This window comes from Streptomyces sp. NPDC048462, assembly GCF_043200175.1.
Taxonomy (GTDB): domain Bacteria; phylum Actinomycetota; class Actinomycetes; order Streptomycetales; family Streptomycetaceae; genus Streptomyces.
In genome coordinates this window covers 109,947-136,933 of sequence record NZ_JBICXG010000017.1, presented here as the reverse complement: position 1 = coordinate 136,933, position 26,987 = coordinate 109,947, and the positions used below count along the sequence as shown (strand labels likewise).

Sequence of the window (26,987 nt, the reverse complement as noted above, 5' to 3'; positions counted from 1 at the left end):
TTGGGTCAGGGGCGCGGGGCCGTCGGCGGGGTGTGGCTCGCGGGCGCGTCGTTGGTGACCCGCACGATGGTGATCAGGCGGTCCGTCAGCTGGAGGGGACTGGCCGCCGGATCGTCGTAACCGAGCAGTCGGTGACCGCGCAGAACGCTGACGACAAGATCGTCGGTCTCCCGGACGTTCTTGCCCACCTCGGCCTTTATCACCGGCCGTTCGACCAGATCGAGCCCACTGCCCTGCTGGATCAGATCCTCCATCACCGTGCCGGCGCTGGGGCTGAGCACGGAGAGGCCGAGCAGCCGTCCGGCCGCGCTGGCACTGGTGATCACGGCATCGGCACCGGACTGCCGCAGCAGCGGGGCGTTCTCCTCCTCGCGCACCGCGGCGACGATCTTCGCGCCGCGGTTGAGCTGGCGGGCGGTCAGCGCGACCAGTACCGCCGTGTCATCGCGCTGGGTGGCGATGATGACCTGACGCGCCTTCTGCACCTCGGCCCGCAGCAGCACATCGCTGCGCGTCGCATCACCGAGCACTCCGGTGAATCCCTCGGCGTTGGCGACCTCTATCACCTTGGACGCCGGGTCGACGATGACGATCTGATCCTTCTTCAGGCCGGTGGCGCAGAGGGTCTGAATGGCCGAGCGGCCCTTCGTGCCGAAGCCGACGACGACGGTGTGGTCACGCAAGTTGGTTCTCCAACGCTTCAGCCGGAAGTCCTCCCGGGTCCGCTCCGTGAGGACCTCAAGGGTGGTGCCGACCAGGATGATGAGGAAGAGCACGCGCAGCGGTGTCACGAGCACCACATTGGTGAGCCGGGCCCCGTCGCTGTACGGGGTGATGTCGCCGTACCCGGTGGTCGAGAGGGTGACCGTCGCGTAGTAGACCGCGTCCAGCAGGTCGACCTTGCCGTCGGCCGCGTCGTGGTAGCCGCCGCGGTCGACCCAGACGATCAGCACCGTGGCGGCCAGCACCATCAGAGCCATCATCAGCCGCTTGGCGACCTGTCGCGCCGGTCCGTCGACGACCCGGCGCGGGAGCATCACCCGGGTGGGTACGACATGCTCGTCGGCGCGCCTGGCCATCGCATCATGGCCGGGAAGTTTCACGTGAAACACCCTTCAGCCCACGGCATCGCCGGGGCCCACGGTAGATCGAGGATCTCCACCTCGGTGCCGGACCGTACCCCGCCCGGCTCCACGACGGCCAGCCCGTCCGCGGCGGCGATCCCGCGCAGCATGGCGGGACCGTTGTAATGCAGGGGTACGACGTGATCTCCCCCACCACCGGTTCCGACTCCGGGACCATCCACCCTTCCGGGGCCAGTCGTGATGCCGGTCGCAGCGCCGCCGCGGGTGAACTCGGCAGCGCCGGCGGTGCGGTGGACCACCGGGACCAGCCGGGTGTCGTGCGGGTGGCCGTGCACGTCGTCACGGACCGGGACGCGGTAGAGGTCCTGCACCACCCGGCCCGCCAGCCCGCTGAGCAGGGGCTCGGCGAGGGTGAGGAGCCCGGACACGGCGGCCAGCGGGTTGCCGGGCAGACCCACGAGATACGGGCCTCCGGCCCTGAGCCGGGCCAGCAGCATGGGGTGACCGGGGCGGACAGCGACACCGTCGACGAGCAGTTCGGCCCCCAGGTCGTCGAGCACGGGGTGCACATGGTCGACCGGGCCCGCAGCGGTGCCGCCGGTGGTGATGACCAGATCGGCCTCGGAGACGACGAGCGCCTGCCTGAGGGCCTCAGCGTCGTCGCCGAGGCGGCGGGGCGCGGCGACCTCGGCGCCCAGTGCGTGCAGCCAGGGGCCGATCATCGGACCGAGCGCGTCACGGATCAGTCCGTCGTGGGGCAGCCCGGCCGTCAGCAGTTCGTCGCCCAGGACGAGGACATCGACGCGTGGCCTGGGGCGGGTGAACAGTTCGTCGTACCCGGCGGCAGCCGCCAGGCCGAGGACAGCGGGCGTCACCAGCGTTCCGGCGGGCAGGAGTTGCTCCCCGGAGCGGCACTCCTGGCCACGCGGTCTGATGTCCTGCCCGGGGCTCACCTGCCGCTGCGCGTAGAGCAGCCCCTTCGCCTCGTCGGCCAGGGCGTGCTCACTGCGGATGACGGCTGTCGCGTCCGCCGGGATACGGGCGCCGGTGGCGATCCGTACGGCGTCACCGTCCGGGAGCGGGGTGGGGGAGGCGTGGCCGGCGAGGACGCCTTCGTTCTCCCGGACTTTCCACGGTCCCGGGCCTGCGACGGCCCAGCCGTCCATGGCGGAGGTGTCGAAGGACGGGAGGTCGGTGAGCGCGGCAAGCGGTTCGGCCAGCACGTGTCCGAGCGCGTGATCGAGGGGGACGCGTCCGGTACGGGGAGGAACCCCGCGCCCGGCACGGGCCGCGACGGCACGCGCCTCGCCCCACTGCGTCGCGCGGGTGCGCCGGGGGGTGGGGGCGCGCCGGGGGGTGGGGCCAGGGTCAGGGGCTGAGTCAGAGGCTGAGTCGGGACCCTGGTCACGGCCTTGATCTCGGCCCTGGTCACGGACTGAGTCGCGGCCCTGGTCACGGCCTGGGCCCTGGTCACGGCCTGGGCCTGGGCCTGGGCCTGAGTCACGGCGCGAGTCAGGGCCCGGGTCGCGGTAGGGCTGTCGGCCGACCAGCGCGAGGGCCTGTGCGACCGCCCGCTCCTCGTCGGCCTCAGCCTCAGCCTCGGCCTTGGCCTTGGCCTTGGCCTTGGCCTTGGCCTTGGCCGCGAGCGCGGCCGCACGACGCGCTGCGGCGTCAGCTGGCTGCGGGGGCTCAGGGGATTTCGTGGGCTCAGGGGACTTCGTGGACCCTGGCGGCTGAGGGGGCGCAGCGGGCTCGCGCGGTTCGGCGGGCTCGGTGGGTTCGGCCGGCTCGCGGGACCCGGCGGACCGCGGGGACCGGGCGGGCCGGGCGCCGGCCTCAGCGTCTCCGGCCCGGCTCTTCGCGGCAGCCGGGGGGCGCCCGGTACTGCCGCCGCGACCCGTCATGGCGTCCCGGTCTCGTCCGCCCACCTGAGAGCGAGCGCGGCGGCCTTGCGGGCTGCCTCGGCCACTGCCTCGGGCCCGCCCCCGTCGCTGCTCGCCTTCGCCGCCGCGTACCCGACCAGGAAGGTCGTCAGGGGCGCGGCGGGCCTGGCGACACCGTGGGCGGCGTCACGGGCCAGGTCGAGCAGGACGGCGGTGTCGACGTCGAGTTCGATGGCCAGTTCGTTCTTGACTGCGGTGATCCATTCGTCCAGCACGGTCCCATGTTCTCTGATCCTGGCCCTGGCCGAGGCGATGTCCTCCCAGGTGTCGCAGTCGAACGAGGCGAGCGGGTCCGCCGCCACCCGGGAAAGCCGCAGCTCGTGGGTCAGCAACCGCAGGGGCAGTCCGGCGAGTCCACCGTGCTCCGCGGCGAGCAGCGCCAGCTCCCGGCGCAACGGCTCCGCCCGGTAGACGGCCACCAGCGGCTGGTCGCGGCCGTCCTGGTCGGTGCAGACAGCACCCTCCAGGTCGCCCCGGCCGGCAGCTGCCAGCAGGGACCCGACCGTGTCCGCCCCCAGGAAGGGCAGATCCGCGGAGAGCACCAGCAGGCGCTCCGCCGCCGTGTGCCGCACCCCGGCACCGAGGGCGGCCAGCGGACCGCCGCCCCGGGGCTCTTCGCGTGCCCAGGTCACAGCGCGCACGGTGGGCCGTCTGCCCCCGACCACCACCGTGGTCCCGGCGTCGGGACAGGCCGCGAGCACCCGGTCGAGCAGCGCACGGCCACCGATCCGGAGCCCCGGCTTGTCAGCACCGCCGAGCCGCTTCGCGGCACCTCCGGCGAGGACGATGGCGTCATACGCGGTCATGCCCCGAGTATGCGTGCCCACCGGCCCACAGGATCCTCCCCGTCCGCGATCCCGTGGATCAACGCGGAACGGAACGGGGAGAACCGGGATGAGCCGGAGAAGCGGGAGAAGCGGCAGGACCGGCGCAGGTGTCTACAACGTCCGCAGGAGCACCGCCGGCTGTTCCACGCAGTCGGCCACATAGCGCAGGAAGCCTCCCGCCGTACCGCCGTCGCAGACCCGGTGGTCGAAGGTCAGCGAGAGCTGGACGACCCGCCGGACGGCCAGCTCGCCCTCGTGCACCCACGGCTTGGGGACGATGCGGCCGACGCCGAGCATCGCCGCCTCCGGGTGGTTGATGATCGGCGTCGACCCGTCCACCCCGAAGACCCCGTAGTTGTTGAGCGTGAACGTGCCTCCGGTCAGCTCGGCCGGCTTCAGCGTTCCCGTCCTCGCGGCCTCGGTGAGCCTGGTGATCTCGGCTCCGATCGACTCCGTGCTGCGCGCGTCCGCGTCCCGTACGACCGGAACGACGAGCCCCCGCTCGGTCTGGGCAGCGAACCCGAGGTTGACGCCGGGCAGCCGCACGATCTCCCGAGCTTCCTGGTCCACCGTCGAGTTGAGTTCGGGGTACCGGGCCAGGGCGGCCGTACAGATGCGGGCCAGCAGCGCGAGCACCGACACCTTCGGGCCGGCGCCGGGACCACCGGCGCTGTTCATGGCCGCTCTGGCAGCCATCAGCTCGGTGGCATCGGCGTCCACCCAGCAGGTGGCGTCGGGGATCTCGCGCCGGCTGCGCGCCAGCTTGTCGGCGACCGCGCCCCGTACACCGCGCAGCGGAACCCGTTCACCGGCGGGACGTGCCGATGTGTGATCCGTCGTCTCGGCCTCCTTCGAGGTCTCGGCCCCGGACCGGATGGCGGACTCCACGTCGGCCCGAAGGATCAGGCCCTCGGGCCCGGAGCCGGTCAGCCGCCGCAGATCGAGGTCGTGCTGCCGAGCGAGCTTGCGCACCAGCGGGGAGACGACAGCGACCGGCCCCCGCGCCTCGTCCGAAGCCCCGGAAGCGCTAGACGCACCTGATGCACCAGACGCACCAGGAACAACAGCAACAGCGGAAGCGGCAACAACGTGAGCAACAGCTTTAGCCGGAGGAGCGGCCGAAGCAGCGGCTGCAACAGCGGCCGGAGCAGAGAGCGCCTCCGGCCGGACCCGCCTCCGGCGTACCGGCGGTGCGCCGGTCCCGTACCCCACCAGCACATTGCCGGACCCGGACGGCTCCGCCTCGGCGGCCTCCGTCCCGGAACCGGATTCCGCCGGGCTCCCGGACAGCTCCTCGGACCCGACCGCGACCGTCAACAACGGTGCGCCAACAGGAAGTTCTGTACCCTCTTCGCCGAACCGCGCGGTCACCACACCCCCGTACGGGCACGGCACCTCCACCATCGCCTTGGCCGTCTCGACCTCGACGACCGGCTGGTCGATGGCGACGACATCGCCGACCTCCACCAGCCAGTGCACGATCTCGGCCTCGGTCAGCCCCTCGCCGAGATCCGGAAGCTTGAATTCGAGTACGTGCGGCATCAGTGCTCCGCCTCCCACTGCAGTCGCGCGACGGCGTCGAGCACCCGGTCCACGCCCGGCAGGTGGTGCCGTTCCTGCATGGGCGGCGGGTACGGGATGTCGAAACCGGCGACGCGCAGCACCGGCGCCTCCAGATGGTGGAAGCAGCGCTCGGTGATCCGGGCCGCGATCTCGCCGCCCGGACCGCCGAAGCCGGTGGACTCATGGACGACGACCGCGCGTCCGGTCCGCCGCACGGACGCGGCCACCGTCTCGTCATCGAACGGCACCAGGGAGCGCAGATCGACGACTTCGAGGTCCCAGCCCTCCGCGACAGCGGCCTCCGCGGCCTCCATGCAGACGGGCAGCGAGGGACCGTACGTGATCAGCGTCGCGCTGCGTCCGGCCCGGCGCACGACGGCCCGCCCGATGGGCTCCACGGCGGCGGGCGCCTGCGGCGACCAGTCCGCCTTCGACCAGTAGAGCCGCTTGGGCTCCAGGAAGACCACCGGATCGTCGGAGGCGATCGAGGCCCTCAGCAGCCCGTAGGCGTCGTCGACCGTGGCGGGCGTGACGACATGGAGACCGGGAGTCGCCATGTAGTACGCCTCCGAGGAGTCGCTGTGGTGCTCGACGCCACCGATTCCGCCGCCGTACGGCACCCGGACCGTGATCGGCAGGGGCATGGCGCCCCCGGTCCGGTTCCGCATCTTGGCGACATGGCTGATGAGCTGCTCGAACGCCGGGTAGGCGAAGGCGTCGAACTGCATCTCGACGACGGGCCGCAGCCCGTACATCGCCATGCCGACGGCCGCTCCGAGGATGCCGGCCTCGGCCAGCGGGGTGTCCGTGCAACGGTCCTCGCCGAACTCCTTCGCCAGGCCGTCGGTGATCCGGAAGACGCCGCCGAGCGTGCCCACATCCTCCCCGAGGACGTGCACGGAGGGGTCCTGCGCCATCGAGTCGCGCAGTGCGCGCCCGAGGGCCTGCGCCATGGTGGCGGGTTTGGCCTTCGCCGTCCGCGCCGTGGCCGTGGCCGCTGCGGTGGTCATCGCCCTGCTCCCCCGTCATCCGTGCCGTGCTGCTCGTTCTCCGCGTCCAGCTCGACGCGCAGCCGGGCCTCCTGCTCACGCAGTTGGGTCGTCTGCTCCGCGTACACCTGGTTGAAGAGATCCATCGGGTCGAGCACCGGATCCGCGTTCATCCGCTCGCGCAGCCCGGCCGCCATCCGCTCGGCGGCCGACCGCGCCTCCTCGATGCCGTCGTCCCCGAGCAGTCCGCGTCCGGTCAGCTCGCGCTCCATGAGCTGGACCGGATCGTGGGCGCGCCAGGTCTCGACCTCGCTGTCGCCGCGATAGCGCGTCGCGTCGTCGGCGTTCGTGTGCGCGTCCATGCGGTAGGTGATGGCTTCCACGAGCGTCGGGCCACCGCCGCTCCTGGCCCGCTCGACCGCTTCGGAGAGCACCTGGTGCATGGCCACCGCGTCGTTCCCGTCGACCAGCCGGCCCGGCATCCCGTATCCCACGGCCTTGTGCGCCAGGGAGGGCGCCGCGGTCTGCTTGGCCAGCGGTACGGAGATGGCGAAGCCGTTGTTCTGCACGAGGAAGACGACCGGGGCCTTCCACACAGCCGCGAAATTCAGCGCCTCGTGGAAATCCCCCTCGCTGGTACCGCCGTCGCCCACCATGGCGAGCGCGACCACGTCGTCGCCCTTGAGCCGCGCCGCGTGGGCCAGACCCACCGCGTGCGGCAGCTGGGTTGCGAGCGGGGTGCAGAGCGGGGCGATGCGGTGCTCGCGCGGGTCGTAACCGGTGTGCCGGTCCCCGCGCAGCAGCGTCAGCGCCTCGACGGGGTCCAGCCCCCGCGCCACGGCGGCGAGCGTGTCGCGGTAGCTGGGGAAGAGCCAGTCCCGCTCCTCGAGCACCAGGGCGGCCGCGATCTCGCAGGCCTCCTGCCCCGTGCTCGACGGGTAGACCGCGAGCCGCCCCTGCTTGGTGAGGGCGGTCGCCTGGGCGTTGTAACGCCGGCCGCGCACCAGCTCGGCGTAGAGCCGCAGCAGGAGCTCGGGGTCTGCGCCGTCCGCGGCGTCCGTACCGAGCACGCGGTACGGCTCGGGGTCCGGGAGCAGCGGCGCCGGGTCGGTGAGCGGCTTCCACGCCGGGGGCGGCGTGGGCCGGTAGGCGGCCGCGCCGGGCAGCTCTTGGACCGTCATGACAAGCACCTCCTGGCATCGAGGGGTGTCGAAAAATGTCGAAATATCAACTACTCCGTGAGGCGCGAGTGTGGTGCGCCTCACCTACCGATTGTTCGGTCGCGGGCGCATTTTGGCTACAGGCACCGTCAGCCTGTGGACAAACGGTTCTCCACAGCCTGGGATGGAGACAGCTCGTCCAGGACAGGGAGGCGCGGGAACATGGCAGCTGAACAAATGGCCGACGGGGGCGCGGGTCCCGGCCGGACTCCTCCGGCACGCCCGCTCGACCCCATCGACCGCGCCATCCTCCGGTTGCTCCAGACGGACGGCAGAGCGTCGATACGGTCAGTGGCCGATCGGGTTCACGTATCGCGCGCCAACGCCTACGCCCGGATCAACCGGCTCATCGACGACGGGGTGATCCGCGGCTTCAGCGCTCGGGTGAACCACGAGCGGGCGGGGCAGGGGGCCTCCGCCTACATCACGCTCAAGATCGTCCAGAACTCCTGGCGCACCGTCCGCGAGCAGCTCCAGGCGCTGCCCGGAGCCACCCACATCGCGCTGGTCAGCGGCGATTTCGATGTCCTGCTGCTGGTGCACACCCAGGACAACCAGTCACTGCGTGATCTGGTGCTCACCAGGATCCAGTCCATTCCCGAGGTGCTCTCCACCCGCACCCTGCTGGTGTTCGAGGAGACCGACCTGGCCCCGGGACCGGACCTCCCCACGGAGCTCACCTGAGGCATGGCGCAACGCCGGCCTCGCCCGAGGCGTGGCGGAGCGGCGCCTTCGTCAGGCCTTCATCCCGTCGAAGGCGAGGCGCACGACGGTGTCCGCGAGCTGGTCCCGCTCCGCACCGCCGTCCGGCAGCGGCCGGTACCACTCGACCAACGAGTTGACCATGCCGAAGAGCAGCCGGGTCGCAAGACGTATGTCCACGTCGGAGCGGAGGTCGCCGTCGGCGACCGCGGCCTTGAGCAGATCGCCCACCCGCTGGTCGAACTCGCGCCGCCGCTCCAGCGCCGAGCGCTCGGTCTTCGTGTTGCCCCGCACCCGGAGCAGCAGCGTGACGTAGGGCAGTTCGGCTATCAGCACCTCGACGGTACGGCGGGTGACGTACTCGACGCGTTCGATCGCGCGGCCGCGCGTCGCACCCGGTTCGTCGAGGATGCCGAAGAGCCCGTCCAGCGCCCGGCTGACCGCTCGCCGCAGCAGCTCTTCCTTGCCGGCCACGTGGTGGTAGATGGACGACTTGGAGATCCCCGCCGCCTTCGAGAGGTGCTCCATGGACGTGCCGTCGTAGCCACGCTCGTTGAAGACCCGGACGGCGACAGCGAGCAGAGTCTCCGGGGTGTACGTGTCCCGCCTGGCCGTGGTCATGCCAGCGATCCTCCCCTACGAGTTGTCCACAGGTTTCGTGGGGCCCCTTGTCCCGACCGATCGTTCGGTTACTCTAACTCTGTCCGCCCGTCCCTGCCCAGCTCGATGAGGAGTTGGTCCGTCATGGCCGCCGAGCTCTCCCCGCACCTGCTGACCGAGAAGCACCGCCCCACGCTCGACCGGGCCCTCGACGCGATCCGCTCGCGTGCCTACTGGTCCCCGCACCCCGAGCACCCGAAGGCGTACGGCGAGGGCGGTACCCCAGGCAGCCTGGGTGCCGCCGAGGGCAAGGCCGCCTTCGACGCCGTGCTGAACACCCGTATCGACCTCGGCCAGCCGGGCACCGACGGGTGGACGGGCGGGGAGATCTCGCCGTACGGGCCCGAGCTCGGCGTCGAGTACCCGCACGCCGATCCGGATGTCCTGATCCCGGCGATGCGCGCGGGCATGCCGGCCTGGCGCGAGGCCGGCCCCGAGACCAGGGCCCTGGTCTGTCTGGAGATCCTGGCCCGGATCAGCGCCCGTACCCATGAGTTCGGCCACGCGGTGATGCACACCAGCGGGCAGGCCTTCATGATGGCGTTCCAGGCCGGTGGGCCGCACGCCCAGGACCGAGGCATGGAGGCGGTGGCGTACGCCTACGAGGAGCAGACCCGCGCCCCGCACACCGCGGACTGGTCGAAACCGCAGGGCAAGCGCGATCCGATCGAGCTGCACAAGACGTTCACCGCGGCAGGCCGCGGTGTCTCCCTGCTGATCGGCTGCAACACCTTCCCCACGTGGAACGGCTACCCCGGCCTCTTCGCCTCTCTCGCCACGGGCAATCCCGTCCTGGTCAAGCCACACCCGCGTGCGGTGCTCCCGCTGGCCCTCACGGTTCAGCTGGCGCGCGAGGTGCTCACCGAGGCGGGCTTCGATCCCAACCTGGTCGCGCTGGCCGCCGAACGGCCGGGCGAGGGAATCGCCAAGTCCCTGGCGCTCCGCCCGGAGGTCCGGATCATCGACTACACCGGCTCCACCGCCTTCGGCGACTGGCTGGAGGCCAACGCCCTTCAGGCGCAGGTCTACACGGAGAAGGCCGGGGTCAACACGATCGTCCTCGACTCCACGGACGACTACCGGGGCATGCTCTCCAACCTGGCGTTCTCGCTCTCCCTCTACAGCGGCCAGATGTGCACCACCCCGCAGAACCTGCTGATTCCCCGCAACGGCATCACGACGGACATCGGCGACAAAACGTACGACGACGTGGTCGTCGACATCGCCGCAGCCGTCACCGGGCTCCTCGGGGACGACGCGCGCGCCAACGCCCTGCTCGGCGCCCTGGTCAACCCCGAGGTGCGGGCCCGCCTGGAGGCCGCCGCCCAACTGGGCGAAGTCGCCCTGCCTTCAAGGGAGGTGGCCAACCCCGACTTCCCGGAGGCGGTGGTCCGTACGCCACTGATCGTCAAGCTGGACGGCGCCAAGCCGGACGACGACTCCCCCTACCTGTCGGAGTGCTTCGGTCCGGTCTCGTTCGCGGTCGCGGTCGAGTCGACGGCCGACGCCGTGGAGCTGCTGCGCCGCACGATCCGCGACAAGGGCGCGATGACGGTGGGCGCGTACACCACGTCACCGGAGGTGGAGAGCTCGCTGGTGGACGTCTGCCTGGACGAGTCGGCCCAGCTCTCGCTCAACCTCACAAGCGGGGTGTACGTGAACCAGACGGCTGCGTTCTCCGACTTCCACGGCTCGGGCGGCAACCCGGCAGCCAACGCCGCCCTGTGCGACGGAGCCTTCGTATCCAACCGCTTCCGCACCCTGGAAGTCCGCCGCCAACGCTGACAACCCCTCCCCGGCACCCCGGGAGCTCAACCGCCCATACCAGCCCGTCCACATTCCCAACCCCACCCGCCGCCCCCGGGCCCAGCCCGCATTCTCAGCCCGTCCGGCGTTTGAGGACCGGGGGTCCGGGGGCAGCGCCCCCGGTTACGGGAAGGGGCGGGTAGGGGAAGGCCGGCCGCAGGCCCCACCCACCCCCAGCCCTGCCCTCACACCGGCACCGGCACCTACGCGCCCGCCCCAGGAATATCCGCATGCCGCTGCACCCACGCATGCATCGCGATCGCCGCCGCAGCCCCCGCATTGATCGACCGCGTGGACCCGAACTGCGCGATCGAGCACACCATCGAGGCGTGCGCGCGCGCCTCCTCGGTCAGCCCCGGCCCCTCCTGCCCGAACAGCAGCACGCACCGCCGCGGCAACACGGTCCACTCCAGCGGCACGGCACCCGGCAGGTTGTCGATGCCGATGATCGGCAGCCCCTCGGCCGAGGCCCAGGCGGTCAGATCTGCGGTGTCGGGATGGTGGCGGACGTGCTGGTAGCGGTCGGTGACCATCGCCCCACGACGGTTCCAGCGCCGCCGCCCCACAATGTGGATCTCCTTGGCGAGAAAGGCGTTCGCGGTACGCACGACCGAGCCGATATTGAAGTCGTGCCCCCAGTTCTCCACCGCCACATGGAAATCGTGCCGCCGCAGATCCAGATCGGCGACGATCGCCTCCCGGGTCCAGTACCGGTACGCGTCGCCCACATTGCGCCGGTCGCCGTGGGCGAGCAGCTCGGGGTCGTAACGCTCGCCCACGGGCCAGGGCAACGGGTGCGGCCCGACGCCGATCTCGGCCCCGAACCCGTCGTCGTACTGAGCCGGCTCGTCCACCACGGACTCATCGGACGACGGATTCCCACTGGGACCGCTGGTACCGCTCGTACTGCTGATACCGCTCGTACTGCCGGTGCTCCCGGTCTCACTGCTCACCCGACGAGCGTATGGCCCCCGCTGCCACTGCGCTCCGTCGCCTCCCCGCCCCCGGCTCCGTCCCGGCGCCCTGCCCCGTCAAGTCCCTTGTCCGCGTCCCGGGGCCCCGGGACCTTGCCGCGCCCCCGGGACAACAGCTGCCGCCCGAGCGCCACCCGGCTGCCCAGCCACACCAGGAAGACGGTCGGCAGGAAGATGGCGTCCGCCGCGATCATGGCCATCGAGAAGAAGGGCAGCCCCAGCAGCAGGGCGATGCCGGCGTGCTCGCCGATCATCACGACGAGCAGGACGTTCTTGACCCGCCGGTTGAACAGGGTGAACGGGAACGCGACCTGCACGATGACCGTGGCGTACGTCAGCACCATCACCATCACCCCGCTCGAGGCGAGGAGGTCCGAGAGGCCGGGCCACGGCGTGAAGTAGTGCAGCTTGAGCGGGTAGTACAGCGCCGTACCGTCCTGCCACCTCGAACCCTGGATCTTGTACCAGCCGGCGGTCGAGTAGATCAGGCAGACCTCAGCCATGATCACGACGAGGGTGGCGTTGTGGGCGAGGTTGGCGATGACGTCGAGCAGGGTGCGCGGCTCGCTGTGCGGCGCGTACCGGTTCACGGCCCACCAGACCCCGTGCCCGGTCCACAGAATCCAGAACAGCACCGGCAGCCACACGGTTCCGCCCAGGCCGTCCGTCACCGTGGCCCAGATCAGTACGGCCCCGAACGCCACCCACAGCAGCGGCCCGGCCACATCCACGCGCGGTGCACGCTCGCCCCTGACCGCATCTGCGTCGGCGCCGCCGTCCGCGGTCAGCGCCGCCCGCGCCCGGCGCGCCGCACGGCGGGCGTCCAGCGACCAGACCTGCCCGCACCGGGTCAGCACCAGGTAGATCGCCATCAGGTGGATGACGTTGTCGCCGCCGTCACCCATGAAGATGCTGCGGTTCTGCAGCGACAGCACTCCGGCCATGAACAGGACGGACATGGCGCGGCTGTGCCAGCCCACCAGCAGCAACGCGGCGGAGATCAGCGCCAGCGCGTACACGATCTCGAACCAGACGGTGCTGTCCGTCCACATGAGGCTGGTGAAGGCCTGGTTGTTGGAGATCAGCTTTTCCGCCATGTCCCAGCGCCACGGGGCGCCGGGGCCGTACATCTCGTGGCGGTGCGGCAGTTCCCGCAGCAGGAACAGCAGGTACGTGGCCGAGAAGCCGATCCGGATGACGGCGCTCTGATACGGGCCGAGGGACGAGGCGGTGACGCGCTGGATACCCCGGGCGAGCCCGCTCGTGCGCCGGGGCGTGCTCACCGGTCCGGATGTGGTCACCGGTCCTGGCGTGCTCACCGGTCCTGGCGTGCTCACTGGTCCGTCTCCTTCGGGTCCGCCGAGCCCTCGGGGAGGTCGGCTGCGGTGACGGTCCACCACGGCAGCACCCGGTAGGACGGTTTCGTACTGATCTTCTCGTCGCTCCACGGAGGGGCCGCGACGGACCGCACCTCGGAGCGGACCTGGATCCGTTCGACGGTGCCGCCGTAGTCGTGCTCGCTGAGGCGCAGCATGACTATCCGGCGGATGTACTGCTCGGAGAGGGTGCCGCGCAGCCCGTTGGCCCGGTTCTGGTTGTCGTGGGACCCGAGGTAGAAGTCCCAGCCCCGGCGGAGCTCGTTCTGCTGTACGTGGCTGGGCAGCGGATTGCCGCGTATCGCCTTGCCGTCCTCGCCCGAGAGGCTCATCCAGGGGGTGGTACGGCGGCCGTCGGGGCCGGCTATCTCAGCACGCACGTGCACGGCGATGTTCTGCTGGAGCGGATTGGGGGCGAAGAGCTTCCAGTTCTGCTCGAACTCGGGGTAGATCCACTGGTCGACCCCCTTGCCGTGCTGCTTGGTCAGCGTGTTGGAGGGGGCGACGTGCAGAAACACCATCGCCAGCTGAGTGCAGGTGACCAGGCCGATGACCGCGAGAGCCACAGCGGCGGCGACCTGGTACGGAAACGACAGCCCGGCGATTCCGGAACGGGGCTCCGGACCGGGTTCGCCACGAAGCTCCGGACCGGAATCCGGACCACGATCCGTACCGGGACCCGGTTCCGGACCGGGCTCGGTGCGGGGGTCGGGAACCATTGGAGCCGGCCCTGAACCGGGGCCGGAAACGCGTCCGTCCCTACCGCCGACGCCCCTGTCGTCGTACGAATCCATCCCGCCCCGATCCCCGTCGATCCCGGTCAGTTATCCACAGGGTTGACACCCTACGGGCCGCAGACTCACCATTGAAGACATTGAACCGAACGATCGGTCGGTAGGGAGTCCGGGATGGCGGCATTGACTGCGGGCCAGACAGCGCAGGCGACAGCGGGCAGTACCGATGGGGCGGACGGGGCCCTGGCGGCGGCTTTCGACGCCGCGGTGGCGGCGGAGGAGCGCATCGAGCCGCGTGACTGGATGCCCGATGCCTACCGCGCCTCGCTGGTCAGGCAAATGGCCCAGCACGCCCATTCCGAGATCATCGGCATGCAGCCCGAGGCCAACTGGATCACCCGTGCGCCCTCGCTGCGCCGCAAGGCGATCCTGATCGCCAAGGTGCAGGACGAGGCGGGACACGGGCTCTACCTCTACAGCGCGGCCGAGACCCTCGGCACCGGCCGTGAGGAGCTGCTCGACAAGCTCCACGCGGGCCGCCAGCGGTATTCCTCGATCTTCAATTACCCCACCCTGACCTGGGCGGACGTAGGCGCGATCGGCTGGCTCGTGGACGGCGCGGCGATCACCAACCAGGTGCCCCTGTGCCGCTGCTCCTACGGCCCCTACGCCCGCGCGATGGTCCGCATCTGCAAGGAGGAGTCCTTCCACCAGCGCCAGGGCTACGAACTGCTGCTGGCCCTCAGCGGCGGCACGGCCGCACAGCACGAGATGGCCCAGGACGCGGTGAACCGCTGGTGGTGGCCGTCCCTGATGATGTTCGGCCCGCCGGACGACGCCTCCTCGCACTCCGCCCAGTCGATGACCTGGAAGATCAAGCGGCATTCCAACGACGAGCTGCGACAGCGTTTCGTCGACATCTGCGTCCCGCAGGCGGAGGTACTGGGGCTCACCCTCCCCGACCCGGACCTCCGCTGGAACGAGGAGCGCGGTCAGCACGATTTCGGGGCGATCGACTGGACCGAGTTCCAGGAGGTCCTGAAGGGCAACGGCCCGTGCAACGAAGAGCGCCTCACCCAGCGCCGCCGAGCGCACGAGGAAGGTGCCTGGGTCCGCGAGGCCGCCGCCGCCTACGCACACAAACACACGGCAGTCGCACCCAACACCGTCGTACCGAACACCGCCGTAACGAACACGGTCGTACCGAATGGGGAGGCGACAGCATGAGCAGCTCGACCGACTGGCCGCTGTGGGAGGTGTTCGTGCGCTCACGGCGTGGCCTCTCCCACACCCACGCCGGCAGTCTGCACGCCCCGGACGCCGAGATGGCGCTGCGCAACGCACGCGATCTGTACACGCGCCGGTCCGAGGGGGTCTCCATCTGGGTGGTGCCGTCCGCCCGGATCACGGCGTCCTCGCCGGACGAGAAGGACACCTTCTTCGAACCGGCCGGTGACAAGCCCTACCGGCACCCCACGTTCTACGAGATCCCGGACGGGGTGAAGCACCTGTGACCGCGGCCCTCGCCCTGGGCGACGACGCGCTGGTGCTGTCGCACCGGCTGGGGGAGTGGGCGGGCCACGCCCCCGTGCTCGAGGAGGAAGTGGCCCTCGCCAACATCGCCCTGGACCTGCTGGGCCAGGCCCGTCTGCTCCTCTCCCTCGTCGGGGACGAGGACGAGCTGGCGTATCTGCGCGAGGAACGCGCCTTCCGCAACGTCCAGCTGGTCGAGCAGCCGAACGGCGATTTCGCCCACACCATCGCCCGCCAGCTCTACTTCTCCATCCACCAGCACGGGCTGTACGAGCGGCTGGCAGCCGGTGACGGCGAGTTCGCCGCCATCGCGGCGAAGGCCGTGAAGGAGGTCGCCTACCACCGGGACCACGCCGAGCAGTGGACGCTGCGCCTCGGTGACGGCACGCCGGAGAGCCACGACCGGATGCAGCGCGCGGTGGACGTCCTCTGGCGTTTCACCGGGGAGCTGTTCCAGCCCGTCGAAGGGGTCGAGGTGGACTGGAACGCCCTGCGGAGCGACTGGCTGGCGTCCGTCACCACGGTTCTGGAGCAGGCCGGGCTGGCTGTCCCCACCGGTCCGCAGTCCGGCGCCTGGACGGCCGGAGCCGGCCGGCAGGGCATCCACACGGAGCCCTTCGGCCGGATGATCGCCGAGATGCAGCATCTGCACCGCAGCCACCCGGGGGCGTCATGGTGACCGGGACGGCGCTCGAGGAGGAGCTGCGCACCCTCGCGGGCTCCGTCCCCGACCCCGAGCTGCCGGTGCTGACCCTGGAGGAGCTGGGCGTGCTCCGGGGCGTGGAGGTGCTGGCACCGGGCCGCGTCACGGTCCGGCTCACCCCCACCTACACCGGCTGCCCCGCGATAGAGGCCATGTCCACGGACATCGAGCGCGTGCTGCTCGACCACGGCATGACCGAGGTCTCCGTGGTCACCGTCCTCACCCCGGCCTGGTCCACGGACGACATCAGCGCGGAAGGGCGCCGCAAGCTGACCGAGTTCGGCATAGCGCCTCCCCGGTCGCACGACGCGGCCCCGCCCGCAGCCGGACCCGTGCCGCTCGCCCTGTCCGTGCGCTGCCCGCACTGCGGCTCCACCGACACGGAGCTGCTGAGCCGGTTCTCGTCCACCGCCTGCAAGGCGCTGCGCAGGTGTGTGACATGCCGTGAACCGTTCGATCACTTCAAGGAGTTGTAGATGTTCCATCCGCTCCGGGTCAGCGCGATCGAACGGCTCACGGACGATTCGGTCGCTGTCGACTTCGCCGTGCCGCCGGATCTGCGCGAGACCTTCCGCCACAAGCCCGGCCAGCACCTCAATGTCCGCTACGTCGTCGACGGTGAGGAGGTCCGCCGCTCGTACTCGATCTGCGCGCCGGCCACCGAGCGGCCGGCCGAGCCGCGACTGCGGGTCGGCATCCGGCTCGTCGACGGCGGGGCGTTCTCCACGTACGCGCTCAAGGAGCTCGCGGTCGGCGATCAGGTCGAGGCGATGCCCCCGATGGGCCGCTTCGTGCTCACCCCGCGCGCCGGGCTGTTCGCGGCGGTCGTCGGCGGCAGCGGGATCACCCCGGTGCTGTCCATCGCGGCGACGCTGCTGGCCCGGGAACCCGACGCGTCGTTCTGCCTGATCCGCAGCGACCGGACCGCCGCGTCGACGATGTTCCTGGACGAGGTCGCCGACCTCAAGGACCGCTATCCGGACCGGTTCCAGCTGGTCACCGCGCTCTCCCGGGAGGAGCAGCAGGCGGGTCTCCCCTCGGGCCGGCTGGACCGCGACCGGCTGGCCGGTCTGCTGCCCGCACTGCTCCCGGTGGCCGATGTGGACGGCTGGTATCTGTGCGGCCCGCTCGGTCTGGTCCGGGCCGCCGAGAGCGCGCTGCACGGGCTGGAAGTCGAGCGGGCCCGTATTCACCAGGAGATCTTCCACGTCGACGACGGACCGAGCGCCACGGTCCGCCCCCGGATCGAGGCCCCGGCGGACAGCATGCTCACGGCCACCCTGGACGGCCGCTCGGGCAAGTGGCCGGTACTGGAGGGCGAATCGCTGCTGGAGACGGTGCTCCGCAGCCGCTCGGACGCGCCGTACGCCTGCAAGGGAGGCGTGTGCGGGACCTGCCGGGCCTTCCTCGTCTCGGGCGAGGTGCGGATGGACCGCAACTTCGCGCTCGAACCGGAAGAGACCGGGGCCGGCTATGTGCTGGCCTGCCAGTCCCATCCGGTGACCGGGGAGGTGGAGCTCGACTTCGACCGGTGACCGCCCCGCGCCGCGGGGCGCACCCGCGGTGCGCCCGGACCGCACCTGTTCCCTTCTTGTAGAACCTGTTCTATCTTGACGCTCCGTCAGGTCCGGTACGAGCACAGCGGTTCGCGGGAGGCCAGGACAGTGGACTTCACCTACACCGAGGAACAGCAGGCAGCCGCAGAGGCGGCACGAGCGGTCTTCTCCGGCGTCGCACCCGACGCGGTGCCCAGCCCCGCACTCGTACCGGGTGCGGTGGCCGAGGACATCGACCGGCCGCTGTGGGCCGGCCTCGCCACCGGGGACCTGCTGAGCCTGACGCTGTCGCCCGAACACGGCGGCGCGGGCCTCGACCTGATCGCGCTCTGCCTGGTGCTGCGCGAGTCGGCGAAGGTCCTCGCGCGGGTCCCGCTGCTGGAGACGTGCGCGGTCGCGATGGCGCTCCAGCGCTACGGGAACCAGAAGCTGGCCGCCGAGCTACTGCCCGGCGTCGGCCGCGGTGAGCTGGTCCTCACCGTCGGAGCCAATGGGCGCACCGGCCACGATCCGGCCGAACTCGCCGTCACGGCCCGCCTGGACAGCGCCGCGAACGAGGCGGCCGGGGACGACGGCTCGGAAGCCGGCTGGGTGCTGGACGGTGTGCAGTCGGCCGTCCCGTGGGCGCAGGCCGCGGACTGGATCGCGGTGCCCGCGCACACCGGGGACGGACGGGCAGTCGTGGCCCTCGTCCGACGCGGCCACGACGGTCTCAGCATCGCGGAGCAGGTCTCCACCAGCGGCGAACTGTTCGGTGAGGTACGGCTGGACGCGGTACGGATCTCGGGCCGCGAGCTGATCGACACCGCCGGTGCCTGGGAGTGGCTGCACGCACTGCTCACCACCGGAACCTGCGCACTGGCGCTGGGTCTTGGCGAGGCCGTACTGGCCATGACGAGCGAGTACACGGGCAAGCGCGAGCAGTTCGGCTTCCCCGTGGCGACCTTTCAGTCCGTCGCCGTACAGGCCGCGGACCGCTACATCGATCTGCGGGCCATGGAGGTGACCCTCTGGCAGGCCGCCTGGCGGATCGCCACCGGCGGGAGCGGCGCGCTGCCCCCTGCGGGCGATGTCGGCGTGGCGAAGATCTGGGCTTCGGACGGGGTCCGCCGGGTCGTGCAGACGGCACAGCACCTGCACGGGGGCTTCGGCGCGGACACCGACTACGTCTTGCACCGCTTCCACGCCTGGGCGAAGCAGATCGAGCTCTCCCTCGGCCCGGCCGCCGCCCACGAGGAGGCGCTGGGCGACCTGCTGGCCGCGCACTCCCCCGACCTCGACCTCGACCTCGGCTGAACGCACCCGCGCCGGGCCCCGGAAGACCGAGTCCGGGGCCCCGAGACCCGGAGACGCCCAGGTCAGACGACGAAGGCCGGGTTGCCGGTGTCGGTGACCATCGGGCGCCCGGCCGCATCCCAGGCGAGCATGCCGCCGTCGATGTTCACGGCGTCGATGCCCTGCTGCACCAGGTACTGGGTGACCTGGGCGGACCGGCCGCCGACCCGGCACATCACATGCACGCGCCGGCCGTCCTCAGCCGCCTCGGTCAGCTCACCGAAGCGGCCCACGAAACCGCTCATCGGGATGTGCAGGGCGCCGTCGACGTGCCCGGCCGCCCATTCGTCGTCCTCCCGTACGTCCAGCACGAGGCCGTCCGCCGGCACCGACGTGACATCGACCGTGGGAAGCGGGCCGAAATTCATGGGTCATGCCTTCTCTCGTCATTACGCTCCGAAATCCCCGGAAACGCTACTGCACCAGAGCTGCCAGCTCCGCCTCGCGCCGCGACACCTCGCCCAGCAACTGATCGGCGATCTCTTCGAGCAGGTGATCCGGATCGTCCGGGGCCATCCGCAGCATGGCGCCGATCGCGCTCTGCTCCAGCTCCTGGGCGAGCACCGTCAGCAGTTCCTTGCGCTGGGTCAGCCAGTTCAGCCGGGCGTACAGCTCGTCGGCCTCACCCAGCTCAGCCTCCGGGGCAACCGGCCCGGCCGCCCACTCCTGGGCCAGCTCCTTGAGGAGCCCCTCGTCCCCGCGCCCGTACGCGGCATTGACGCGGGTGATGAACTCGTCCCGGCGGGCCCGCTCCTCCTCGTCCTGGGCCAGGTCCGGATGGGCCTTGCGCGCCAGCTCGCGGTACAGCTTGCGGGCCTCCTCGGTCGGCCGGACCCGCTTCGGCGGCCTGACGGGCTGCTCCGTCAGCATCGCGCTCGCCTCGGGGGAGAGCCCCTCGGAGTCCATCCAGTCGTGGAACAGCTCGTCGACACCGGGCATCGGCATCACGACCGCCCGTGCCTCCTGCGCCTTGCGCAGATCCTCGGGATCGCCGGTCATCGCCGCCCGTGCCTCCGCGATCTGCGCATCGAGCTCGTCGAGACGTGTGTACATCGGGCCCAGGCGCTGGTGATGCAGCCGGGAGAAGTTCTCCACCTCCACCCGGAAGGTCTCCACCGCGATCTCGAACTCGATCAGGGCCTGCTCGGCGACCCGCACAGCGTGCGCGAGGCGCGCCTCGGGCCGCTCCTGACCCGCAGGCCCGCCGTCGGCCGAGGCCCCGACGGGAGGAACGGACTCCGCGTGGGCGTGCGCGTCCGCGTGGGCGTGCGCGTCGGCCGGACGGCCGGACTGCTCGTGCTGCCGGTCTTGGTCCTGGTCCTGCCGGTCCCGATCCTGCAAGTCCTGGTCCTGCCGGTCATCGTCGTTCCGGGTGGTCGGCACCCCGGCGGCTTCGTGGGTCACTCGTCCAGCGTATGGCCACGGCCCACACCCTTGAGACGCGCGGTCCGCGCGACGGGCTTCACACCCCCGGCTCGGCCGGTGTGCGGCCTGCGGCGATCGCCCGCACGAGCTCGGCGTGATCCGCCTCCGTGCGGTCCGCACAGGTCACGGCGAACGCCGCCACCGCCTCGTCCAGCTCGTCGTTCTTGCCACAGTAGCCCGCGATGAGCCGGGGATCGGCGCTGTGCGCGTGAGCCCTGGCCAGCAGCGCGCCGGTCATCCGGCCGTAGTCGTCGACCTGGCCGGCCTCCAGGGCCGCCGGGTCGACGCTGCCCTTGCGGTTCCTGAACTGCCTCACCTGGAAGGGCCGGCCGTCCACGGTCGTCCAGCCGAGCAGGATGTCGCTGACGACCTGCATCCGCTTCTGCCCGAGCACCACCCGGCGCCCCTCGTGCCCCACCTCCGGCACCTCGAACCCCACAGCGGGCAGATGAGGCGCCAGCACCGAGGGCCTGGCCTCCTTCACCTGCAGCACCAGCGGCTCACCCCGGTGATCCAGCAGCAGCACCACATACGACCGGGTGCCCACGCTCCCGGTGCCGACCACCCGGAACGCCACATCGTGGATCGCGTACCGGGCGAGCAGCGGAACCCGGTCCGGCGAGACGGTGCCCAGATACCCACCGAGCCCCGCCGCCACGGCTGCGGCCTCCGCGTCCGGCACCCGGCGCAGCACCGGCGGTGCGTCGACGAACCGGCGTCCGCCGTCCCCGGAGTCCTCCGTGGACTTCGCGGCGAAGCGGGCGCTGGTGTTGTTGCGGGCCTTCTCCGAGACCCGCTCCAGGGTGCCGAGCAGATCACGCGCGTCCGTGTGCGAGACGAGTTCCTCGTCCGCGATGGCGTTCCAGGCGTCGAGAGCGGGCAGCTTGGCCAGCAGCCGCATCGTCCGCCGGTAGGCGCCCACCGTGTCGTACGCGCCCCTGCGGCACGTCTCCTCGTCCGCGCCCGCCTCACGGCCCGCGAGCACCAGTGAGGTGGCCAGGCGCTTGAGGTCCCACTCCCAGGGGCCGAACACGGTCTCGTCGAAGTCGTTCAGGTCCATGACCAGATTGCCGCGGGCATCGCCGTAAAGGCCGAAGTTGGCCGCGTGGGCGTCGCCGCAGAGCTGGGCTCCCACCCCGGTGACGGGGGTGCCCACCAGGTCGTGGGCCATCAGCCCGGCCGAACCCCGGAGAAAGGCGAACGGGGTGGCCGCCATGCGCCCCACCCGGATCGGCGTGAGCCCGGGCACTCTGCCCCGGTTCGACTCCTCCACCGCCCGGACCGCGTCGGGCCTGTCCTCGGGCAGGACCAGCGAGGCGTGTGCGGACCGGGGCACACGCTCACGGAGCGCCTTGCCCGCCTCGCGCGGCGACTGCGGGCCACCCGGCTCCTCCGGATGCCTGCGCCGGGCGAACCCGGGCACGACCGGAATGCGCGGATCACCCTCCACAGCCCGCTGTACCGGCACCGTCGCTTCGCTCTCACCCATGGCGCGCAGCTCCCCCGGCTTCGCCCGAAGCCGCCGTCCGGCGACCCGGTCCAACATCAACTGCCGACGACGGTACCGCCGTTCACCGCCGACCGTCTCCCCCTGTGGACAAGCACCCCGAGCAGCTGTGGACAACTCCCGGCACCAGGCCCCGCGCCCCTGATCCGACCTGATCCGGCCCGACCCGAACGAGAGGCCCTAGCAGTCGCCCGCGCCGTCCTTCAGATGCGTCTCCGCCCAGCGCCCCAGTTCCTTCAGCGCGGGCTCCATCGCGGCACCGGCCTGCGTCAGGCGGTACGAAACCCGCAGCGGCGGCCCCTCGTCGACCTCCCGCACCACCAAGCCCGCCGTCCCCAGTTCGGACAGCCGGTCCGAGAGCATGCGCTCACTGATGCCGGGAATCGCTCGCCGCAGATCAGCGAAGTGCACGGGCTGCTGAAGCAGCACGGAGACGATCGGCCCCGTCCAGCGCTTGCCGAACAGCTCGAAGACGCGGCTGATGCCCACGTCGACCCTTCGGCACGCCTGCTCGCTGTGATCCGCCATACGCCCAGGGTACTGCGCCACAGCGAGTGGCTTACGATTAGTAAGTCACTATGTTATTACTAGGTACATACGAAAAAGCGGTCCGCTTCACCGGCAGGCCGCGCCACCCCCCTGGAGACTCCCATGGCCACGCTTCTGCACCTCGACTCCGCCGTCTTCCCTCAGGGATCCGCGTCCCGCGAGGTCACCGCAGCGTTCGTGGAGACCTGGCGCGAGCAGCACCCCGACGGGCAGGTCGTCTACCGCGATCTCGCCGCCGACCCGCTGCCGCACCTGGACGCCGCGGCCGCCGCCGCCGGCGCCGAGCACCCGCTGCGCAGTGAACTGGCCGCCGAACTGGCCGCCGCGGACGCGGTACTGATCGGCGCACCGATGTACAACTTCTCGATTCCCTCGACCCTGAAGGCGTGGCTCGACCACGTCATCGTCGTGGGCCACAACGCCGGCCCCGACAGCCCCGTCGCCGGTACCCCGATCACCGTCGTCGCCAGCCGCGGCGGCTCCTACGCCGCCGGCACGCCTCGCGAGGGCGCCGAGTTCGTCCAGAACTACCTGGCGACGCTGCTGACGTCCATGTTCGGCGCGGAGGTCGACTTCATCGTCCCGGAGCTGACCCTGGCCCACAGCAATCCGGGAATGGCCGAGCTGATCCCGCTCGCCGAGGCCTCCCGCGCGAAGGCGCTCACCGACGCCGCGGAGAAGGCCAAGAGCCTCGCATCCCGGCTCGCCGCCTGAAGCGCCGAGACTCCACACACTGAGGCTCCACACGGCTGAGCCCCCACACATACGGAAGGCCGGGACCCACCGGGTCCCGGCCTTCCGTATAACGATCCCAGCACTCCCTGCCCGACGAAAAGCACGACCGACAGCCCGGCCCGCAACCGGCGCGACCCCCGGCACGACCGCCAGCGCCACCACCGCCCGAACCGACCGCCGCCACCACCACCAACGTGCACCAACGTGCACCAACCGGGCGTTTCACGTGAAACCAAGCGCTCCGCACACATCCGCGCCCGGTCCGGGCACCAAACCGAAGAAGCCCCGCAGACCGTGGTCTGCGGGGCTTCTCTCTTGTGCGCGAGGGGGGATTTGAACCCCCACGTCCCTAAGGACACTGGCACCTGAAGCCAGCGCGTCTGCCGTTCCGCCACTCGCGCATGAGTGGTGTTTCCAGAAACTCTCACTTTTCGGTGCGAGCCCCTGGCGACATCAGGAAGATTAGCACGCTGGACAGGGCGGATTCACATCCGATTGTTTCGCCGAACGCCTGACGGGAACCGGGAACCCGGACCCGGCGCCCCCCACTCCTCCTGAGTGCACCCAAGGTGCGGGACACTGTCAGGAGGCCGCCTCTACGATCCGTGTGAGGGGGGACACTCATCCGCAGTGCAGACAAGGGGAACCAGCCGATTTCCCGACGCGTGGATACGATCAGTAAGCAGTACAGGGACGACGACACCGGAGGAGGTGCCCCATGGGAGTCATGAAGCGTTTCGAGCAACGTCTCGAAGGTCTCGTCAATGGCACTTTCGCCAAGGTCTTCAAGTCCGAGGTGCAGCCTGTCGAGATCGCTGGAGCCCTCCAGCGGGAGTGCGACAACAACGCCACCATCTGGAACCGCGAGCGGACCGTCGTCCCCAACGACTTCATCGTCGAGCTCAGCGCCCCCGACTACGAACGGCTCAGCCCGTACTCGGGCCAGCTGGGCGACGAGCTCTCGGGCCTGGTCCGGGACTACGCCAAGCAGCAGCGGTACACGTTCATGGGCCCGATCAAGGTCCACCTGGAGAAGGCCGACGATCTCGACACCGGCCTGTACCGGGTACGCAGCCGCACTCTTGCGTCGAGTACGTCACAGCAGGGCCAGCCCGAGCCGCAGGGATTCCAGAGCCAGCCCGGACAGTCGGCCGGCCCCCCTCGTTCCGGCCACGGGCGCCCCGCCGCTCCACAGGCCCCCGGCGGGTACGGCTACCCGCCCACCTCCGCCCCGCCCATGCCCGCGACCCCGCCGCCGGGCGCCGGGCGTCCCGCGGCATCCTCATCCGACCGGCGCCCGCCGGCCAATCCCAGCCCCCTGCCGAACACGCAGGTGCGACGCTGGATCGAGATCAATGGCACCCGCCATCAGATCTCCCGCCCGACGTTGGTGATGGGCCGAAGCACCGACGCCGACGTGCGGATCGACGACCCCGGCGTTTCCCGCCGGCACTGTGAGATCCGGACCGGAACGCCCTCGACGATCCAGGATCTCGGGTCTACCAACGGCATCGTGGTAGACGGGCAGCACACAACCCGCGCTACGCTCCGCGACGGCTCGCGGATCGTCGTGGGCAACACCACCATCGTTTACAGGCAAGCCGAAGGGTGAAGCGGGGGCAATGTCAGAGCTGACCCTTACGGTCATGCGGCTAGGATTCCTGGCTGTTCTGTGGCTGTTCGTGATCGTGGCCGTCCAGGTCATCCGCAGCGACCTGTTCGGAACGCGCGTGACGCAGCGCGGCTCACGCCGCACTGCGAACGACGCACGCCCGCCACAGGCACGCCAAACCGCCGCGGCACCACCGCAGCAACGCCAGCAGCCCGGCCGCCAGCGCCGGGGGGCACCGACAAAGCTGGTCGTCTCCGAAGGCAGCCTCACCGGCACCACGGTGGCGCTCCAGGGGCAGACCATCTCGCTGGGCCGGGCCCATGATTCAACGATCGTGCTGGACGACGACTACGCGTCCAGCAGGCATGCCAGGATCTACCCCGACCGTGACGGTCAGTGGATCGTCGAGGATCTCGGGTCCACCAACGGCACGTATCTGGACCGGACCCGTCTCACCACCCCGACGCCTGTTCCGCTGGGCGCGCCGATCCGGATCGGCAAGACCGTCATCGAGCTGCGGAAGTAGTACGACAATGAGCGAGCGGAGCGAGCGAGCCGCGGTGGCACGGGCATCGGACCCGGCCGGGCTCCCGACCGGAGGGTGGGCAGTGTGGCGCGAGACCGGCTGTACCCCGAACCGACGGGCGAGGTGCGCATGAGTCTTTCCCTGCGCTTCGCCGCCGGATCGCACAAGGGCATGATCCGGGAAGGCAACGAGGACTCCGGTTATGCCGGACCTCGCCTTCTCGCCATCGCCGACGGAATGGGCGGACAGGCCGCGGGTGAGGTCGCCAGTTCCGAGGTGATCTCCACACTCGTCCAGCTCGACGACGACGTACCCGGCTCCGACATCCTCACCTCGCTCGGTACGGCGGTCCAGCGGGCCAATGACCAGCTGCGCATGATGGTCGAGGAGGACCCGCAGCTGGAGGGCATGGGCACCACGCTCACCGCCCTCCTGTGGACCGGTCAGCGCCTCGGTCTCGTCCACGTCGGCGACTCACGCGCTTACCTGCTGCGTGACGGTGTACTGACCCAGATCACGCAGGACCACACCTGGGTGCAGCGGCTGGTCGACGAGGGCCGGATCACCGAGGAGGAGGCCACCACCCACCCGCAGCGCTCCCTGCTGATGCGCGCGCTGGGCAGTGGTGACCACGTCGAACCCGACCTCTCCATCCGCGAGGTCCGGGCCGGCGACCGTTACCTGATCTGCTCCGACGGCCTCTCCGGCGTCGTCTCCCACCAGACGATGGAGGAGACCCTCGCCAGCTACCAGGGGCCGCAGGAGACCATCCAGGACCTGATCCAGCTCGCGCTGCGCGGCGGTGGCCCGGACAACATCACCTGCATCGTCGCGGACGTCTTCGACGTCGACGCCAACGACACCCTGGCGGGGCAGCTCAACGACACCCCGGTCATCGTCGGCGCGGTCGCGGAGAACCAGGCCGCCCAGCTGAACGACGCCGGCGCGATGGAAACCCCCGCCGGACGGGCGGCCGGCCTCGGCCGCCCCGTCCCGCCGCCCGCAGGGGGCTTCGGCCCTCCCGGCAGCGGTGACGACTCCGGCTACGACGGAATGCCGGACGGGTCCTTCGGGTCCTACTCCGACGAGGACTTCGTCAAGCCCGGTGGCCGCAAGTGGCTCAAGCGGTCGCTGTACATCGTGCTCGCGCTGGCGGTCATCGGCGGCGGTCTGTACGGCGGCTACCGTTGGACGCAGACCCAGTTCTACGTAGGCGCGAAGAACGACAACGTCGCGCTGTACCGGGGCATCAGCCAGGATCTGGCCTGGGTCTCGCTCTCGAAGGTGGAGAACGACCACCCCGAGATCGAACTCAAGTACCTCCCGCCCTACCAGCGCAAGCAGGTCGAAGAGACCATCACCGAGGGCAGCCTCACGGACGCCCGCGAGAAGATCGCCGAACTCTCCACCCAGGCGACTGCCTGCAAGAAGGACGCACAGCGCCGCGCAGCCGAGAAGAACGCCCCCAGTGACGAGGGCCAGGCCGGCGGTCCGGACACGGACGCGATCAAGTCGTCCGACAAGTCCGGCACCACCAAGACCAACCAGACTTCAGCGACTCCCACTCCTGGTCCCAGCCTCTCGGAGGAAGAGAAGAAGCTGGTCCCGCAGTGCGGTAAGCAGTAAA

The 26,987-nt window shown here is 70.7% G+C and carries 26 protein-coding genes and 1 tRNA gene; 12 read left to right on the top strand and 15 right to left on the bottom strand.

What is annotated here, in order from left to right:
- Positions 1 to 5: 5 nt before the first annotated feature.
- The 6 genes from ACGFU6_RS26365 to pdhA form a co-directional block, all read right to left on the bottom strand.
- A complete protein-coding gene (locus ACGFU6_RS26365; RefSeq protein WP_393614421.1) occupies positions 6 to 1,079 on the bottom strand; it encodes a potassium channel family protein in 1,074 nt (357 codons plus the stop codon).
- Between the two features lie 20 nt (positions 1,080 to 1,099).
- A complete protein-coding gene (locus ACGFU6_RS26360; RefSeq protein ID WP_393614420.1) occupies positions 1,100 to 2,635 on the bottom strand; it encodes a molybdopterin molybdotransferase MoeA in 1,536 nt (511 codons plus the stop codon).
- Positions 2,636 to 2,985: 350 nt separating this feature from the next.
- Positions 2,986 to 3,834 carry an NTP transferase domain-containing protein gene (locus tag ACGFU6_RS26355; protein ID WP_393614374.1) on the bottom strand — a complete coding sequence of 283 codons (849 nt, stop codon included), beginning with the start codon at positions 3,832 to 3,834 and terminating at the stop codon, positions 2,986 to 2,988.
- Positions 3,835 to 3,966: 132 nt separating this feature from the next.
- Positions 3,967 to 5,397, bottom strand: a complete 1,431-nt coding sequence (locus tag ACGFU6_RS26350) for a dihydrolipoamide acetyltransferase family protein (protein ID WP_393614373.1) — start codon at positions 5,395 to 5,397, stop codon at positions 3,967 to 3,969.
- Positions 5,397 to 6,428, bottom strand: a complete 1,032-nt coding sequence (locus ACGFU6_RS26345; protein WP_123524912.1) for an alpha-ketoacid dehydrogenase subunit beta — start codon at positions 6,426 to 6,428, stop codon at positions 5,397 to 5,399. The genes ACGFU6_RS26350 and ACGFU6_RS26345 overlap by 1 nt, the downstream gene beginning before the upstream one ends.
- The gene (pdhA, locus tag ACGFU6_RS26340; RefSeq protein WP_393614371.1) at positions 6,425 to 7,588 is read right to left on the bottom strand and encodes a pyruvate dehydrogenase (acetyl-transferring) E1 component subunit alpha; all 1,164 of its coding nucleotides are present in this window, start codon (positions 7,586 to 7,588) and stop codon (positions 6,425 to 6,427) included. The genes ACGFU6_RS26345 and pdhA overlap by 4 nt, the downstream gene beginning before the upstream one ends.
- A 216-nt stretch (positions 7,589 to 7,804) precedes the next feature.
- Between pdhA and ACGFU6_RS26335 the strand changes: the two genes are divergently transcribed.
- On the top strand, positions 7,805 to 8,311 hold the full coding sequence (locus ACGFU6_RS26335) for an Lrp/AsnC family transcriptional regulator (RefSeq protein WP_393614419.1): 507 nt from the start codon (positions 7,805 to 7,807) through the stop codon (positions 8,309 to 8,311).
- A 51-nt stretch (positions 8,312 to 8,362) separates the two neighbouring features.
- Here the strand turns inward: ACGFU6_RS26335 and ACGFU6_RS26330 are convergent, their stop codons facing one another.
- On the bottom strand, positions 8,363 to 8,950 hold the full coding sequence (locus tag ACGFU6_RS26330; RefSeq protein WP_393614369.1) for a TetR/AcrR family transcriptional regulator: 588 nt from the start codon (positions 8,948 to 8,950) through the stop codon (positions 8,363 to 8,365).
- A 123-nt stretch (positions 8,951 to 9,073) separates the two neighbouring features.
- On the opposite strand from ACGFU6_RS26330, the gene paaN reads away from it, so the two are divergent.
- A complete protein-coding gene (gene paaN / locus ACGFU6_RS26325) occupies positions 9,074 to 10,774 on the top strand; it encodes a phenylacetic acid degradation protein PaaN (RefSeq protein ID WP_393614368.1) in 1,701 nt (566 codons plus the stop codon).
- A gap of 224 nt (positions 10,775 to 10,998) precedes the next feature.
- Here the strand turns inward: paaN and ACGFU6_RS26320 are convergent, their stop codons facing one another.
- From ACGFU6_RS26320 to ACGFU6_RS26310, 3 genes are all read right to left on the bottom strand, one after another.
- Entirely contained in the window at positions 10,999 to 11,652 is a 654-nt protein-coding gene (locus tag ACGFU6_RS26320) for a TrmH family RNA methyltransferase (RefSeq protein WP_393614367.1), read from the bottom strand.
- A 92-nt stretch (positions 11,653 to 11,744) separates the two neighbouring features.
- A complete protein-coding gene (locus ACGFU6_RS26315) occupies positions 11,745 to 13,106 on the bottom strand; it encodes an HTTM domain-containing protein (protein WP_393614365.1) in 1,362 nt (453 codons plus the stop codon).
- Positions 13,103 to 13,939 carry a DUF5819 family protein gene (locus tag ACGFU6_RS26310; RefSeq protein ID WP_393614363.1) on the bottom strand — a complete coding sequence of 279 codons (837 nt, stop codon included), beginning with the start codon at positions 13,937 to 13,939 and terminating at the stop codon, positions 13,103 to 13,105. Before ACGFU6_RS26310 ends, ACGFU6_RS26315 begins: the two co-directional genes overlap by 4 nt.
- Before the next feature lie 114 nt (positions 13,940 to 14,053).
- On the opposite strand from ACGFU6_RS26310, the gene paaA reads away from it, so the two are divergent.
- From paaA to ACGFU6_RS26280, 6 genes are all read left to right on the top strand, one after another.
- Complete coding sequence (gene paaA / locus ACGFU6_RS26305) at positions 14,054 to 15,106, top strand: 1,2-phenylacetyl-CoA epoxidase subunit PaaA (protein WP_393614361.1); 1,053 nt, start codon at positions 14,054 to 14,056, stop codon at positions 15,104 to 15,106.
- Positions 15,103 to 15,393, top strand: a complete 291-nt coding sequence (gene paaB, locus ACGFU6_RS26300) for a 1,2-phenylacetyl-CoA epoxidase subunit PaaB (RefSeq protein WP_123524905.1) — start codon at positions 15,103 to 15,105, stop codon at positions 15,391 to 15,393. The genes paaA and paaB overlap by 4 nt, the downstream gene beginning before the upstream one ends.
- On the top strand, positions 15,390 to 16,091 hold the full coding sequence (gene paaC / locus ACGFU6_RS26295; protein WP_393614360.1) for a 1,2-phenylacetyl-CoA epoxidase subunit PaaC: 702 nt from the start codon (positions 15,390 to 15,392) through the stop codon (positions 16,089 to 16,091). The genes paaB and paaC overlap by 4 nt, the downstream gene beginning before the upstream one ends.
- Positions 16,085 to 16,591: a 1,2-phenylacetyl-CoA epoxidase subunit PaaD gene (paaD, locus tag ACGFU6_RS26290; protein ID WP_393614358.1), complete on the top strand. Its 507-nt coding sequence runs from the start codon at positions 16,085 to 16,087 to the stop codon at positions 16,589 to 16,591. The genes paaC and paaD overlap by 7 nt, the downstream gene beginning before the upstream one ends.
- Complete coding sequence (locus ACGFU6_RS26285) at positions 16,592 to 17,650, top strand: 2Fe-2S iron-sulfur cluster-binding protein (RefSeq protein ID WP_393614357.1); 1,059 nt, start codon at positions 16,592 to 16,594, stop codon at positions 17,648 to 17,650.
- A 129-nt stretch (positions 17,651 to 17,779) separates the two neighbouring features.
- Positions 17,780 to 18,967, top strand: coding sequence for an acyl-CoA dehydrogenase family protein (locus ACGFU6_RS26280; RefSeq protein ID WP_393614417.1), 1,188 nt, complete (start codon positions 17,780 to 17,782; stop codon positions 18,965 to 18,967).
- A 62-nt stretch (positions 18,968 to 19,029) separates the two neighbouring features.
- Here the strand turns inward: ACGFU6_RS26280 and ACGFU6_RS26275 are convergent, their stop codons facing one another.
- The 4 genes from ACGFU6_RS26275 to ACGFU6_RS26260 form a co-directional block, all read right to left on the bottom strand.
- Positions 19,030 to 19,374 (bottom strand): rhodanese-like domain-containing protein, encoded by a 345-nt coding sequence (locus ACGFU6_RS26275; RefSeq protein ID WP_393614355.1) that lies wholly within the window; start codon positions 19,372 to 19,374, stop codon positions 19,030 to 19,032.
- Between the two features lie 46 nt (positions 19,375 to 19,420).
- On the bottom strand, positions 19,421 to 20,410 hold the full coding sequence (locus ACGFU6_RS26270) for a J domain-containing protein (protein ID WP_393614354.1): 990 nt from the start codon (positions 20,408 to 20,410) through the stop codon (positions 19,421 to 19,423).
- A 58-nt stretch (positions 20,411 to 20,468) separates the two neighbouring features.
- The gene (locus tag ACGFU6_RS26265) at positions 20,469 to 21,920 is read right to left on the bottom strand and encodes a DUF2252 domain-containing protein (RefSeq protein ID WP_393614352.1); all 1,452 of its coding nucleotides are present in this window, start codon (positions 21,918 to 21,920) and stop codon (positions 20,469 to 20,471) included.
- 198 nt (positions 21,921 to 22,118) lie between these two features.
- A complete protein-coding gene (locus ACGFU6_RS26260; RefSeq protein WP_250968736.1) occupies positions 22,119 to 22,466 on the bottom strand; it encodes a helix-turn-helix domain-containing protein in 348 nt (115 codons plus the stop codon).
- A gap of 123 nt (positions 22,467 to 22,589) precedes the next feature.
- Here ACGFU6_RS26260 and ACGFU6_RS26255 point away from each other — a divergent pair, with 123 nt between their 5' ends.
- Positions 22,590 to 23,201, top strand: coding sequence for an FMN-dependent NADH-azoreductase (locus tag ACGFU6_RS26255; protein ID WP_393614350.1), 612 nt, complete (start codon positions 22,590 to 22,592; stop codon positions 23,199 to 23,201).
- A 339-nt stretch (positions 23,202 to 23,540) separates the two neighbouring features.
- On the opposite strand, the gene ACGFU6_RS26250 is transcribed toward ACGFU6_RS26255, so the two are convergent.
- Positions 23,541 to 23,623: transfer RNA gene (locus ACGFU6_RS26250), tRNA-Leu, on the bottom strand.
- Between the two features lie 317 nt (positions 23,624 to 23,940).
- Between ACGFU6_RS26250 and ACGFU6_RS26245 the strand changes: the two genes are divergently transcribed.
- From ACGFU6_RS26245 to ACGFU6_RS26235, 3 genes are all read left to right on the top strand, one after another.
- Complete coding sequence (locus ACGFU6_RS26245) at positions 23,941 to 24,834, top strand: FhaA domain-containing protein (protein ID WP_393614349.1); 894 nt, start codon at positions 23,941 to 23,943, stop codon at positions 24,832 to 24,834.
- A gap of 10 nt (positions 24,835 to 24,844) precedes the next feature.
- On the top strand, positions 24,845 to 25,360 hold the full coding sequence (locus ACGFU6_RS26240; protein ID WP_123524894.1) for an FHA domain-containing protein: 516 nt from the start codon (positions 24,845 to 24,847) through the stop codon (positions 25,358 to 25,360).
- A gap of 129 nt (positions 25,361 to 25,489) precedes the next feature.
- Positions 25,490 to 26,986, top strand: coding sequence for a Stp1/IreP family PP2C-type Ser/Thr phosphatase (locus ACGFU6_RS26235; RefSeq protein WP_393614347.1), 1,497 nt, complete (start codon positions 25,490 to 25,492; stop codon positions 26,984 to 26,986).
- Position 26,987: the final 1 nt, after the last annotated feature.

Excerpts from the sequence above, each read along its gene's own strand:
- ACGFU6_RS26365 (WP_393614421.1), bottom strand. The coding sequence starts at position 1,079 with ATGGCCAGGCGCGCCGACGAGCATGTCGTACCCACCCGGGTGATGCTC.
- ACGFU6_RS26355 (WP_393614374.1), bottom strand. The coding sequence starts at position 3,834 with ATGACCGCGTATGACGCCATCGTCCTCGCCGGAGGTGCCGCGAAGCGG.
- ACGFU6_RS26350 (WP_393614373.1), bottom strand. The coding sequence starts at position 5,397 with ATGCCGCACGTACTCGAATTCAAGCTTCCGGATCTCGGCGAGGGGCTG.
- ACGFU6_RS26345 (WP_123524912.1), bottom strand. The coding sequence starts at position 6,428 with ATGACCACCGCAGCGGCCACGGCCACGGCGCGGACGGCGAAGGCCAAA.
- pdhA (WP_393614371.1), bottom strand. The coding sequence starts at position 7,588 with ATGACGGTCCAAGAGCTGCCCGGCGCGGCCGCCTACCGGCCCACGCCG.
- ACGFU6_RS26335 (WP_393614419.1), top strand. The coding sequence starts at position 7,805 with ATGGCCGACGGGGGCGCGGGTCCCGGCCGGACTCCTCCGGCACGCCCG.
- ACGFU6_RS26330 (WP_393614369.1), bottom strand. The coding sequence starts at position 8,950 with ATGACCACGGCCAGGCGGGACACGTACACCCCGGAGACTCTGCTCGCT.
- paaN (WP_393614368.1), top strand. The coding sequence starts at position 9,074 with ATGGCCGCCGAGCTCTCCCCGCACCTGCTGACCGAGAAGCACCGCCCC.
- ACGFU6_RS26310 (WP_393614363.1), bottom strand. The coding sequence starts at position 13,939 with ATGGATTCGTACGACGACAGGGGCGTCGGCGGTAGGGACGGACGCGTT.
- paaA (WP_393614361.1), top strand. The coding sequence starts at position 14,054 with ATGGCGGCATTGACTGCGGGCCAGACAGCGCAGGCGACAGCGGGCAGT.
- paaB (WP_123524905.1), top strand. The coding sequence starts at position 15,103 with ATGAGCAGCTCGACCGACTGGCCGCTGTGGGAGGTGTTCGTGCGCTCA.
- paaD (WP_393614358.1), top strand. The coding sequence starts at position 16,085 with ATGGTGACCGGGACGGCGCTCGAGGAGGAGCTGCGCACCCTCGCGGGC.
- ACGFU6_RS26285 (WP_393614357.1), top strand. The coding sequence starts at position 16,592 with ATGTTCCATCCGCTCCGGGTCAGCGCGATCGAACGGCTCACGGACGAT.
- ACGFU6_RS26275 (WP_393614355.1), bottom strand. The coding sequence starts at position 19,374 with ATGAATTTCGGCCCGCTTCCCACGGTCGATGTCACGTCGGTGCCGGCG.
- ACGFU6_RS26265 (WP_393614352.1), bottom strand. The coding sequence starts at position 21,920 with ATGGGTGAGAGCGAAGCGACGGTGCCGGTACAGCGGGCTGTGGAGGGT.
- ACGFU6_RS26260 (WP_250968736.1), bottom strand. The coding sequence starts at position 22,466 with ATGGCGGATCACAGCGAGCAGGCGTGCCGAAGGGTCGACGTGGGCATC.
- ACGFU6_RS26255 (WP_393614350.1), top strand. The coding sequence starts at position 22,590 with ATGGCCACGCTTCTGCACCTCGACTCCGCCGTCTTCCCTCAGGGATCC.
- ACGFU6_RS26245 (WP_393614349.1), top strand. The coding sequence starts at position 23,941 with ATGGGAGTCATGAAGCGTTTCGAGCAACGTCTCGAAGGTCTCGTCAAT.
- ACGFU6_RS26240 (WP_123524894.1), top strand. The coding sequence starts at position 24,845 with ATGTCAGAGCTGACCCTTACGGTCATGCGGCTAGGATTCCTGGCTGTT.
- ACGFU6_RS26235 (WP_393614347.1), top strand. The coding sequence starts at position 25,490 with ATGAGTCTTTCCCTGCGCTTCGCCGCCGGATCGCACAAGGGCATGATC.